Genomic DNA, 11,807 nt, shown 5'->3' on the forward strand with positions numbered 1-11,807 from the left:
CTGTTTTAGTCACCTTTATTAACGAACACAAGTCGCCACGAAAAGGCGATTCCAAAAAACAGCAAAAAAACTGACCAGCGCCAGCGAACTGCAAGCATCTCCGGTCCTCACACTTGTTTCGAAGGGACAGAAATGCGTGCGCGTACTCATATTGCAGGCCTGCTTGGGACTGCCTCTTGCCTTGGTTTGATGGCGTCCATGGTTTGGGCGCAGGAACAGGATGACGGGTTCCTCGGGACCCTGGAACTGGGCGAAAGCAAACGCGAGATCCAGACCGGCACCGCGGTTCCGGTCACGAATATCGACCAGGAAGAGATTGATGACCGTCAGGCCAACACGGTGGCCGAGCTGATCGATTCGGTTCCCGGCGTCACCCTGGTGAACGGCTCGACCCCGCAAGGATCGGGCATCAATATCCGCGGATACGGAGCCAACGGCACCTTCGGCACCGACCAGAAGGTTCTGATCCTGGTCGACGGCGCCACCACCGGCGCGGAAGAACTGTACCGGATCGGCAACCAGCTGTTCACCGATCCGCAGCTGTACAAAAGCGTCTCGGTCATCCGCGGCACGGTCGGGTCCTTCGAATACGGCTCGGGCGTCGTCGGCGGCGTGGTTCAGCTGGAAACCAAGGACGCGTCCGACTTTACCGGCGGCGAGCCGGGGTTCCGCTTCCGCCAGACACTCGAGGGGTATTCCAACGGCAGCGGCTTTGCCTCGTCGTCGATCCTTGCGTGGCAACCCAACCGGCAGACCGAATTCCTGCTCAACTACACCTATCGCGACCAAAGCGATCAGAAGGACGGGAACGGCGACACGATCGGCAACAGCGCCTTTACCCTGCCTTCGCTGCTGGCCAAGGGGAAATACAGCTTTGGCGACAACCGTGAACATTCGATCACCGCGTCCTGGAACCAGTCCACCTCGGAAGAGCGCGACGTGCCCTATGATTCCTTCGGTATGACGGCGGACGCCTTCGGCAACGTGGACCGCGACATCGAAACCCGGATCGCCGTTCTGCGTTACCAGTACCGGCCGGCGGGCAACGATCTGGTCGATCTGGACGTCAATCTCAGCTATTCCGAACAATCCATCGACAGCAGCTATGTGCCCGGTTCGTCCAGTCTGGAGGGAACGCCCTTCTTCCCCGGCATCCGGGCGCTGGCCGATGCCACGCACAATTACGAAACCACCAAGCTGACGATCAAGAACAGCGCGTATTTCCAGACCGGGGCCGCGTCGCATGATCTGCGGTTCGGGGTCGAATTCATCGACCGCGAGCGGCTGGATGCCCCATCGGCACCGGGCGGCACCGACCGCCGCATCGCGCTGTTTGCCGTTGACGACATCCAGTTCGGCGACCAGCTGACCGTCACGCCCGCGCTGCGGTACGAAACGCAGGACATCAAAGGCAAGGGCGACGCGGCCGCGCCCTTCAACGGCAGCTATGACAACGACGCGCTGATGGGCGGCATGTCGGCCCGTTATGAATTCGCCATCGGCTTCGCGGTATTCGCGGGCGGGGCCTATACCGAAAGCCTGCCGATCATCGACGATCTGGGCACACCGCTGTACATGACCCAGCCCGAGAAATCCCGCACCTGGGAGGCCGGCTTTTCCTATGACCGCGGCGACATCTTCGCCGCCGGCGACGCCCTGCGCGCCAAGGTCAATTTCTACAGCACCGATCTGTGGGACATCACCTCGTACGTGTCGGGCACCCCGTCCCTGCCCCTGTCCAAGGTCGAAACCGAGGGCGTCGAGATCGAGGCGTCCTATGCCCATGCCACGGGCTTCTACGTCGATTTCAACGCCAACATCGTCAGCGCCACCGAATTCAGCGCGGCGGGCATCGGATCGCCGTGGCGCAACGAACCCACGGATTCGACGCGGATCACCCTGGGCAAGCGGTTTGGCGAAACCCTGGATGTCAGCTGGGAGATCTTCGGCGCCAAGTCGGGTCTCGATTCCTCGGGCGATCCGGTTGCCGGATATGGGGTGAACACCCTACGCGCGACCTATCTGCCGCAAGAGGCCGCGCTGGCCGGGTTCGAGCTGCGCGCGGGGATCGAGAACATCTTTGACAAGGCCTATCAGCCGAACCTGTCGACCCGCAATTCGCCGGGCCGGAATTTCAAGCTGACCGTGGCCAAGACCTTCTGAACCCCTCAGGGAAAGGACCCGTCATGAGAAAAGCTGTGCAAAATCTTGTTCGGGCGGTCCTGCTGGCCCTGCCCCCCATCGCGGGGGCGGGGTTGGCCAGTGCCGAAGACACGCAGGGCGCGGGCGGCGTCACGATCGAGCTCAGCTCGGCCGTGGACCAGGATCAGGGCTGCCTGCTGAGCTTCGTGGTCGAAAACGCCCACCCCGCCGATATCGGCGGCGCCGTCTATGAAACGGTGCTGTTCGGCGCGCAAGGCGAAGTGGCCCTGCTGACGCTGCTGGATTTCCAGGACCTGCCCGCCGGGCGGCCCCGCGTGCGCCAGTTCAAATTCGACGGCCTGGCCTGCAATCAGATCAGCCGGATCCTGATCAACGGGGTGCAGGAATGCGCCTATCCCGGCGATCTGGCCGATGCCTGCCTGTCCGGCCTGACGCTGCGCAGCCGCCTTGAAACCGAATTGATTGGATGACCCGATGGATGCGTTTCTGCAAAGATTGACCGCGATTCTGGACCTGGGCGGCCCGGTCGTGGCGGTGCTGATCGCGACTTCGGTCGCGACCATGGCGCTGATCCTCTACAAGCTGTGGCAGTACAAGGCCGCCGGAGTCGGGCGGCATGTCGAGCTGTCGCAGGCCATCGAAGCCTGGGACCGCAACGATCGGGCCACCGCGCGCGCGCATCTGGACCGAAGCCGCAGCTATCTGGCGCCGGTAGTCGCCATGGCGCTGGAGGGGCACGGGCCGGAACTGATGGACCGCGCCGATGCCGAGGCCGAGGCGCGCTTTGCCGGGCTGGAACGCGGGCTGAACGTGCTGGACATGGTCTCGCAGCTTGCGCCGCTGCTGGGGCTGTTCGGCACCGTGCTGGGCATGATCGAGGCCTTCCGCACTCTTCAGGCGGCCGGCAACGCGGTGGATCCGGCGCTGCTTGCCGGCGGCATCTGGGTTGCGTTGATGACGACCGCCGCAGGGCTGGCCGTGGCCATGCCCACCGCGCTGGTCCTGACCTGGTTCGAGGCGCGCATGACCCGCGAACGGGTCTTTGCCAACCGCGCCCTGCGCACGGTGTTTGCCCCCGGCCACGCCGCCGCGCCACGCCCGGCCACCCCGCCGTCCGAGGCGCTGGCCCATGGCGCTTGAAACCCGCAAAATTCGGCGCCGGCGCCTGTCCATGACATCCCTGATCGATGTCATCTTTCTGCTGTTGCTGTTCTTCATGCTCACCTCGACCTTCTCGAAATACGCCGAGATCGAGCTGACCACCGCCGCGGCGGGCGGGTCGCAGGCCCAGCGATCTATCCGCTTCATCAAGCTTGAACGCGACCGCATCCTGATCGACGGCACCGAAGTCGCGCCCGACGCGGTCGCCGCACGGTTCGACGGCCGAACCGACCAGCTGGCCTTGATCAGCCTCGGCGGCGGGGCGACCTCGCAGCAGTTGATCGACTTGCTGACCGCCCTTGAACCCGTATCCCGCCTCAGCACGCAGGTCATCGGATGATCCGGCTGACCCCCAAAACGAAACCCGGCCGCGAACCGACGATCGCCCTGATCAACGTGGTCTTTCTGATGCTGGTCTTCTTCATGATCGCGGGCACGCTGGCGCCGCCCTTGGGCCAGTCGGTGCAACTGGTGCGGACGGCGGATCTTGAAGGGCGCGAGCCCCCGGATGCGCTGGTCATCCGCGCCGACGGCGTGCTGGAATATCGCGGGGCCGAGCTGACGGATGTGGCGGCCTATGTCGAGCGCGCCTCGATCGACCTGCCATTGGATGCCGTGCGGCTGGTGCCCGACCGGGCCTTGCCGGCGGTGCGGTTGAAACAGGTCAGCGACGCCCTGCGGGCCCTGGGCGCCAATAGGGTCTTCGTCGTGACCGAACGGGGCCTGCCATGATCCCGCAATCCCGCACTATGGCCACCGTGCTGGTCGTGCTGGCCGCCGCGACCCACGCCGCCGCCCTGTTCGAATTCGACACGGACGAGGCAGTTCTCATCGAAGGCGGTGGCGCAGTTGCCCCTGTGGCGCTGGGGTCCTCGTTCCGGGACTATGCGGCCGGAACCGTGTCCCCGCCCCCCGCCACCACCCGTCACTCACCCGTTGCCCCAGCACAGACCTCGCCAGAGGCCCCGGCGGACCGTGCGCGCGCGCAGCCGGCCACTAGGGTGCGGGCGCAGGCCCCGGCCCAGCGGCAGAACGCCCATACACCGACCTTGCAAAAACCCCAGCCGCAGCAGGCCCGGCCTCCAAAACCACCCACCCCGACAGGCAATGCCGCGGACAGCCGCAAAAAGGGCAGCGCCACCGGCAAGGCGGCGACCGGGGCGGCCTCGGCGAAACGGACGAACCGCGCCGCGCAGGAACAGGGAAATGCCGAGGCCAGCACCTATGCCGGTCTGGTCAAGCGCAAGATTTTGCGCGCCCGTCGAAAAAGCGTGAATATCCAAGGCTCGGTTCTGGTGGCCCTTCGTATCGCCGACAACGGTGCGCTGGCGTCGGTCAGCGTCGCCCGCAGCTCGGGTTCGGCCCGGCTGGATCAGGTCGCACTGGCGCAGGTCCGGGCCGCCGCGCCCTTCCCGCCGCCGCCGGCCTCGGCCCGGCGCGCCTATACCGTGGAAATCGTCAGCAAATAGAAACTCAACCCGCGCTTGTCCGGCTACCTGGTGTCCAGCGGCTTCAACAGATCGAACACTTGTTGCCGCATCCATTTTGCCATCGGATTTGCATCCGATCGTCTGTGCCAGATAGCTATGATGTTGACGGGTTCGATTTCGAACGGCGGGGCAAGTACCTTCAGGCCGAACTCCGGCGCCAACTTCCTGGCCAGCTGAGAAGGCACCAAGGCCACAAGATCGCTTGCACTGACCACTCGGCACACCCCTGAAAACACCGGAAGGGTCATCGCGACGTGCCTTTTCCGACCAACTTTCGCCAGAGCCGCATCACCCATCGCCGCCAGTTTGCCCTCGGGTGAAAACAGCACATGCGACAAGGCGCAGAACGTTTCCATCGGAAGTTCGGTGCCGTCTTCGATCTGTGCAAGGAATGGGTTGTCAACGCGGCCGACGACCATGAAGGACGACCGGAACAGCACTTCTCTGCTGATCCAATCCGGTGCATCTGTATCCGGGATCAACGCGAGATCAGCATTGTAGCGCTCAATACTCTCGACATAGTTCTCGGGAACAAGATCCACCAATTGCGCGACCATCTTCGGAGCCTTGCGGTTCAGAACACCCCCAAGACCGGGCATCAGCAGCTCGGCGAAAAAGTCGCTGGCCGCGATCTTGAAAGTTTCGGATGCCTGCCTGGGGTCGAAATCGTCATTGTGGCTCAGCAAACTTTCCAGTCGATTGAGTTCCTCACGCAGCCCGTCCTTGATCGAAACCGCAAAATCCGTTGGGACAAGCTGATTTCCCCGCCGCACAAACAGATCGTCACCCAAGGCGTGCCGCAGGCGGTTCAACGCATTCGACACTGCGGATTGCGAGACCCCAAGTCTTTCCCCTGCCTTGGTGGTGGACCCCGCCGTCAGAATCGCATCAAGAACACGGAGTAGGTTCAGATCAAGCGTTACGAAATTCATGTTGGTAATACCGTGTATTATGAACTTTCGTTAGATTGATACCGTTTTTTGCGCCTACAAGTAAGGTACCGAAAGCGCTTTCGTTTCATGTCGGATCAAAGGACAGAAGCGATGCATGATCATCTGGTTGATGACGCCACGCTCGAATGGCAGGGCGTTCGTTACAAAACAATTCTGGACCCCGCTGAAACCGGGGGCGCCATGTCGATTGTAGACAGCCTTTCGCCGGTCGGAAGCGGTCCGCCACGGCACATCCATCAGGCAGAAGACGAAGTCTTCGTGATTTTGACCGGTGTCTGCAAAGTCTGGGTCGAAGGTGTCGAAACGCGTGTCGGCCCGGGCGAAAGTATCTTCATACCCCGCGGAAAAGAACACACGTTCAAGGTCATCGGTGATGAGCCCAGCCGTCACCTTGTCATTCTCACACCGGGAGGTTTCGAGGGCTTTTTCCACGCCATGGCAACGGCCCAGTACAAAATTCCGGAAGACATGCCGGACATCGAGGCCGTAGCCGCCAAGTACAACCTGTCATTTACTGGCCCTCCATTGGATTGAACGTCATGACCCAGCACATCGTCTATCATATTCCTGTGTGTCCCTTTTCACAGCGGCTTGAAATTCTGCTGGCGTTGCGGGGGATGAGGGACCGGGTGGAGTTCCGCGTCGTGGACATCACCAAACCCCGCGATCCAGAGCTGCTGAAGAAAACGCGCGGAACGACCGCTCTGCCGGTTCTCGAGACTCCGGACGGGCAGATCATCAAGGAAAGCCTCGTGATCCTGCGCTATCTCGATGAAATGCTCGAAGGGCCAAAGCTGCGGCGCAGCGACCCGGCCGAGCATGCGGTCGAGTCGATGCTGATTGCCAAAGAGGGCGCCTTCACGATGACCGGCTACGTCTATGTGATGAACCAGGACCCCGCGCAGAAAGATGCCCACAACGAAAAACTGCTCGCGCTTTATCGTGACCTCAATGACTTTCTTCTGACCCACAACCCGAACGGTGTTTTTCTGTTCGATCAGTTCGGGTTGGCCGAGGCGGTATTCACACCGATGTTCCAGCGCTTCTGGTTTCTGGAATACTACGAAGACTTTGAACTCCCGCAAAACGGCGAGTACGACAGAGTCCGAAACTGGAAAGCCGCCTGCATGGCCCATGAGGCCACGGGGCAGGTGACACAAGACGAAATCGTGAAACTCTACTACGACTATGCATTGGGTGCCGGAAACGGAGCGTTGGTGGGCGGCCGCAAAGTGTCGAGCTTTGCGTTCGAGCCACATTGGAAGTCGAGGCCAATGCCACCGCGGGACAAATATGCCGGGACGGCATCGGACAAAGAACTTGGGCTGGTAGTCCCGGCATCTGATTGAAGCCAGAAGGCACGCGGGTCGATCGGGGGCACCCGCCGCGGAGGACCGGCGCCCACAACACGCATTCGAATATGGCCCGGTGGTGCACAGTCGGTCTTAAGTCATGAATACCGGCTGATTAAACCGAACCAGTCTTAGGCTTCCGGGCGCGGAACCGTTGAACCTTTAGCCGTCAGACAAACCTGTTGACGTAGTTCTCCAAGCGCTCCTGCCTTCCGGATCGAGGCTCGGGATTGATACCTTCGGCCAACACTCGAGCCGCGATTTCATCCAGCGATGAGGCAAGCATGGATTGCGCCTCCGGGCTGCCCCATCCGGAGTATCTGTCGGTCAACGCGGCATCAAGCCCGCCATCCTCGATCATCGCGGCGGCGGCCTTCAACCCGCGGGCACAGACGTCCATGCCGCCCACATGCGCCGCGACAAGATCCTCGGGGTCGATCGACTGGCGGCGGATCTTGGCGTCGAAATTCGTGCCCCCGGTCGAAAACCCTCCGGCCTTGAGGATGTAGTAGTAGGCCAACGCGACTTCGGGCACGTTGTTGGGAAACTGGTCGGTGTCCCATCCAGATTGATAATCGTTCCGGTTCATGTCGATCGAACCCAGCATACCCTCGGCCGCCGCCACGGCGATCTCATGTTCAAAGCTGTGGCCAGCCAGGATCGCGTGGCCCTGTTCCAGGTTCAGCTTCACTTCGTCTTCCAGCCCGTATTTCCTGAGAAACCCGATGCAGGTTGCGGCGTCGTAGTCGTACTGGTGCTTGGAGGGTTCCTGTGGCTTCGGCTCGACCAGGATGGTGCCCTTGAACCCGATCTTGTGCTTGTAGTCGACCACCATGTTCAGGAACCGTCCCATATGGTCCAGTTCCAGCCCCAGATCGGTGTTCAGCAACGTCTCGTAGCCTTCGCGCCCGCCCCACAACACATAGTTCTCGCCGCCCAGCTTGTGGGTCGCATCCATACAGGATTTCACGGTTGCTGCGGCAAAGGCAAAGACGTCCGGATCAGGGTTCGTGCTGGCACCCCCCATCCAGCGGCGATGGCTGAACATGTTGGCGGTCCCCCAAAGCAGCTTGGTTCCCGACGCCTGCATCTTTTCACCGATATAGTCGGTGATTTCCTCGAGCGTGCGCAAGTTTTCGGCAAAGTTGCCCTGTTCGGGGCGAATATCCGCGTCGTGCCAGCAGAAATAGGGCTGTCCCAGTATTTCAAACATCTCAAAGGCGACATCGGCCTTCATCCGGGCGCGTCCCATGTCGTCTTGCGGGTGCCACGGGCGAACAAGGGTCGGACCGCCGAACGGGTCTCCGCCCTCCCATGCGAAAGAGTGCCACCAGGCGACGGCAAAGCGCAGATGGTCCTCCATGCGCTTGCCCAACACCACTTCGTCCGGGTCATAGTGACGGAACGCCAGCGGGTTCCGACTGTCTACGCCTTCGTACCGGACCTTTTCGATACCCTCGAAGAATCCGCTTGTCATACCTGCCCCCTATTCCGAGTTTTGCCCGGGCTGCTTACCCAGAATGATCATCGACAGCAGATCGTCGTCGGTCACGTCCGCGATATCGACCGTGCCGACCAGCTTGCCGTTCTTCATGACCGAGGCCCGATCACACAAATCCATGACTGCGTGTACGTCGTGGTCGATCAGGAAAATTCCGATCCCCTGCGCCTTGAGCTGGTGAATCAGATCGGCCACCATCTGCGTCTCGTGCGGACCCAAGGCGGCCGTCGGTTCGTCCATGATCAGGATGCGGGCGTTGAAATAGACAGCCCGCGCGATGGCCACCGACTGTCTCTGGCCACCGGACAGAGCCGAAACCGGATCGTTGAACTTCTGAAAGTTGGGGTTCAGCTGCGCCATGATTTTACGGCATTCGGCCTCCATCGCCGCGTCGTTGACCAGACCGAAAGGCGTCGTCATTTCGCGTCCCAGGAACAGGTTCGAGGTGGCGTCCAGATTGTCGGCCAGGGCCAAGGTCTGGTAGATCGTCTCGATATTGTTGGCCCGCGCGTCGCGCGGGTTGTTGATCTCGACCGGTTTGCCATCGATCAGGATCTGCCCGTGGTCCATCTGATAGGCTCCGGACAGGACCTTGATCAGCGTCGATTTGCCAGCCCCGTTGTGCCCCAGCAGTCCCACCACCTCGCCGGGATACAGGTCGACCGAGACTTGGTCGACGGCCTTGATCCCGCCGAACGAGATCGAAATGTCTCGCATCTCGACCAGAGGTGGTTGCCCGGATCCGCGACCGGATGCCGGCGGCGTTTTCTTAGTTCCCTGCGCTTGCGTCATTTTCCACCCAATCGCTTGCGGTAGACGATGTCGATATAGACGGCCAGAACCAGCACACTGCCGACGACGATGTTCTGGAACGGCGCATCCACGCCGACCATGGCCATGCCCGATTGCAGTGCCTGCATGATCAGCGCACCAAGGATCGCGCCATAGATGGTGCCGATGCCACCAGACAGGGCGGTTCCGCCAATGACCGCTGCCGCGATCACCCGCAGTTCGTCCAGTGTTCCGATGTCGTTGGAATGGTTGGCCAGCCGCGCCGAGGCGACCACCGCCGAAACCGCGCAAAGGAAGCCCATCAGCGCAAAGATCTTGACGGTCAGCAGGCGGGTATTTATGCCGGACAGCTCGGCTGCGTCCGGGTTGCCGCCGGTCGCGAAGATGTAGCGCCCAAACCGGGTTTTGCGGGCCACGACCGTCAGGGTCACGGCGACAATGATCAGGATCAGGACCGAGATCGGGATGCCGTACCCGACGATCAGGCCCTCGGGCATCGTCTCGCCACGGGCTTCGAACATACGCTGCAACCGGCGCGTCGGAATGGCATAGCTGTTCAGGATGTACACATATCCCAGGATGCTCGCCGCAATGATACCGGCGAGCGTTGCCTCGGCCCAGACGGGTTTGACCGGGAAGCCATGCGCCGCCTTGGCCCGGCGACTGCCCCACAGCGCCCAGATCGCAATGGCCGCCGCAAACAACCCGAACAGCCAGCTTGCCGTTGTTCCCAAGGTTCCGTTCGTTCCCCCGAACATCAAGAAATTGCTGTCCAGCGGCCCGATTGTCTGCCCGCTGGTCAGATACCAGGCGACGTTGCGCCAGACCAGAAAGCCTCCCAAAGTCACGATGAACGCCGGAATGGTCAGGTAGCCGACCATCCAGCCGTGAAACGCTCCGATCAGCGTTCCGATGGCAAGACCGACCAGGATGGTGATGATCCAGGTGGCGGGATGGTCCAGCCCCATCCCCAACACGCGCGGCAACAACTCGGTCTGCGTCATGGCCATCACCGCCGAGGTGGTCGCCAGCAACGCGCCAACGGACAGGTCGATGTGCCGGGTTACGATGATGAACACCATACCACAGGCCATGATCGCCACCGAAACCGATTGGATCGACAGGTTGAACAGGTTGCGGGGCGTCAGGAACCGTCCGTCAGTGACGATATTGAACCCGATGCACAGGATCACGAATGCGCCGATCATGCCCAAAAGCCGCATGTCCAGTTCCAGCTGTTGGAACAGGCTTGGCTTGGTTTTCTGAGGTATCGGCTGAGACGAAGTTTCGGTCATTTCCGATCTTTCAAATTCAGCAAGGGTCCCCGGCCCGCCCATGCAGGCCGGGGACTTTGGAGTTTAGTTGCAGGGTGCGGGGCCGTTCTCGACGCCTTGGCACAGATCTTCCAGCGCGATCCATCCGGCATCCACAACAACCGACAGATTGTCCTTGGTGATCGGAACCGGAGCCAGGAAGACAGAATTCATCGTCGTTCCACCCGGCGAGGTCCAGCTGACCACTCCGTCGATTTCCGACGGGTCGGTGCCACTGCTGAGTGCGACGGCAATCTCGCCGGCGGCCTTGCCCAGCTCGCGTGCGTCCTTCCAGACGGAAACGGTCTGCGTACCCAAGGCCACGCGGTTCAGCGCGGCGTGATCGCCATCCTGACCCGACACTGGGATACCTTCCATGCCCTGCGCGGTCAGCGCCGCGACAACGCCACCTGCGGTCCCGTCATTCGACGCGACAACCGCATCGACCTTGTTTTCATTGGCGGTCAGGATCTGTTCCATGTTCCGCTGCGCATTGGCGGGCAACCAGCCATCGGTATAGGCTTCACCGACGATCACGATGTCACCACTGTCCAGCGCCGCCTGAAGGATTTCCTGCTGGCCACCGCGCAGGAAGTCCGCGTTCGGATCCGTAGGCGAACCCTTGATCATGACGTAGTTTCCCTTGGGCATCGCCTCGTACACGGCGCGCGCCTGCATGCGCCCCACTTCGACATTGTCGAAGGTCAGGTAGAAGGCGCGATCGTCCTCGATCAGGCGGTCGTAGGCGATGACGGGAATGCCCTCATCCGCGGCGGCCTGTACGGCCGGACCGATGGCCTGCGCGTCCTGCGCCAGAATGATCAGGGCGTCCACACCCTGTGCGATCAGGCTTTCGATGTCGGACAGCTGCTTGGCCGAGGACGACTGGGCGTCCGCCGAGATATATTCGGCCCCACCGGCCTCAAGCGCAGACTTGATTGCCGCTTCGTCCGTTTTCCAGCGCTCTTCCTGAAAGTTGGACCAGCTTACGCCGACGACCGGCTCGGCAAAGACAGCCGAGCCAACCATGGCAACAGCAGCTGAAAAGCTGAGAATTCGTTTCATGATTTCCTCCCGTTGAT

The 11,807-nt window shown here is 61.6% G+C and carries 13 protein-coding genes; 8 read left to right on the forward strand and 5 right to left on the reverse strand.

Annotated elements, in window-relative coordinates; translation table 11 throughout:
• Positions 1-198 precede the first annotated feature (198 nt).
• Genes ACR3EL_RS13810 through ACR3EL_RS13835 form a run of 6 tightly spaced genes read left to right on the forward strand, consistent with a single transcriptional unit; the run spans position 199 to position 4,793 of the window.
• Complete coding sequence (locus ACR3EL_RS13810) at positions 199-2,163, forward strand: TonB-dependent receptor domain-containing protein (RefSeq protein ID WP_480721989.1); 1,965 nt, start codon at positions 199-201, stop codon at positions 2,161-2,163.
• Positions 2,164-2,186: 23 nt separating this feature from the next.
• Entirely contained in the window at positions 2,187-2,633 is a 447-nt protein-coding gene (locus tag ACR3EL_RS13815) for a hypothetical protein (RefSeq protein ID WP_480721992.1), read from the forward strand.
• Positions 2,634-2,637: 4 nt separating this feature from the next.
• Positions 2,638-3,303: a MotA/TolQ/ExbB proton channel family protein gene (locus tag ACR3EL_RS13820; RefSeq protein WP_170339595.1), complete on the forward strand. Its 666-nt coding sequence runs from the start codon at positions 2,638-2,640 to the stop codon at positions 3,301-3,303.
• A gap of 31 nt (positions 3,304-3,334) precedes the next feature.
• Entirely contained in the window at positions 3,335-3,664 is a 330-nt protein-coding gene (locus ACR3EL_RS13825) for a biopolymer transporter ExbD (RefSeq protein WP_170339593.1), read from the forward strand.
• Positions 3,661-4,056 (forward strand): ExbD/TolR family protein, encoded by a 396-nt coding sequence (locus tag ACR3EL_RS13830; protein ID WP_170339591.1) that lies wholly within the window; start codon positions 3,661-3,663, stop codon positions 4,054-4,056. The genes ACR3EL_RS13825 and ACR3EL_RS13830 overlap by 4 nt, the downstream gene beginning before the upstream one ends.
• Positions 4,053-4,793, forward strand: coding sequence for a TonB family protein (locus tag ACR3EL_RS13835; protein WP_170339589.1), 741 nt, complete (start codon positions 4,053-4,055; stop codon positions 4,791-4,793). Before ACR3EL_RS13830 ends, ACR3EL_RS13835 begins: the two co-directional genes overlap by 4 nt.
• A 23-nt stretch (positions 4,794-4,816) precedes the next feature.
• Here the strand turns inward: ACR3EL_RS13835 and ACR3EL_RS13840 are convergent, their stop codons facing one another.
• Positions 4,817-5,746: a LysR family transcriptional regulator gene (locus ACR3EL_RS13840; protein ID WP_170339587.1), complete on the reverse strand. Its 930-nt coding sequence runs from the start codon at positions 5,744-5,746 to the stop codon at positions 4,817-4,819.
• Between the two features lie 111 nt (positions 5,747-5,857).
• Between ACR3EL_RS13840 and ACR3EL_RS13845 the strand changes: the two genes are divergently transcribed.
• Together ACR3EL_RS13845 and ACR3EL_RS13850 are read left to right on the forward strand one after the other, a co-directional pair.
• Complete coding sequence (locus ACR3EL_RS13845; protein WP_170339584.1) at positions 5,858-6,301, forward strand: cupin domain-containing protein; 444 nt, start codon at positions 5,858-5,860, stop codon at positions 6,299-6,301.
• Positions 6,302-6,306: 5 nt separating this feature from the next.
• Complete coding sequence (locus ACR3EL_RS13850; protein WP_170339582.1) at positions 6,307-7,116, forward strand: glutathione S-transferase family protein; 810 nt, start codon at positions 6,307-6,309, stop codon at positions 7,114-7,116.
• A gap of 172 nt (positions 7,117-7,288) precedes the next feature.
• On the opposite strand, the gene xylA is transcribed toward ACR3EL_RS13850, so the two are convergent.
• From xylA to xylF, 4 genes are all read right to left on the reverse strand, one after another.
• A complete protein-coding gene (gene xylA / locus ACR3EL_RS13855) occupies positions 7,289-8,596 on the reverse strand; it encodes a xylose isomerase (protein WP_170339580.1) in 1,308 nt (435 codons plus the stop codon).
• A 9-nt stretch (positions 8,597-8,605) separates the two neighbouring features.
• Positions 8,606-9,337 carry an ATP-binding cassette domain-containing protein gene (locus tag ACR3EL_RS13860; protein WP_093965003.1) on the reverse strand — a complete coding sequence of 244 codons (732 nt, stop codon included), beginning with the start codon at positions 9,335-9,337 and terminating at the stop codon, positions 8,606-8,608.
• Positions 9,338-9,408: 71 nt separating this feature from the next.
• Positions 9,409-10,707 (reverse strand): sugar ABC transporter permease, encoded by a 1,299-nt coding sequence (locus ACR3EL_RS13865; protein WP_170339578.1) that lies wholly within the window; start codon positions 10,705-10,707, stop codon positions 9,409-9,411.
• Between the two features lie 63 nt (positions 10,708-10,770).
• Positions 10,771-11,790 carry a D-xylose ABC transporter substrate-binding protein gene (gene xylF, locus ACR3EL_RS13870; RefSeq protein ID WP_093965002.1) on the reverse strand — a complete coding sequence of 340 codons (1,020 nt, stop codon included), beginning with the start codon at positions 11,788-11,790 and terminating at the stop codon, positions 10,771-10,773.
• Positions 11,791-11,807 lie beyond the last annotated feature (17 nt).

Source organism: Ruegeria sp. BJ3 (assembly GCF_056535665.1).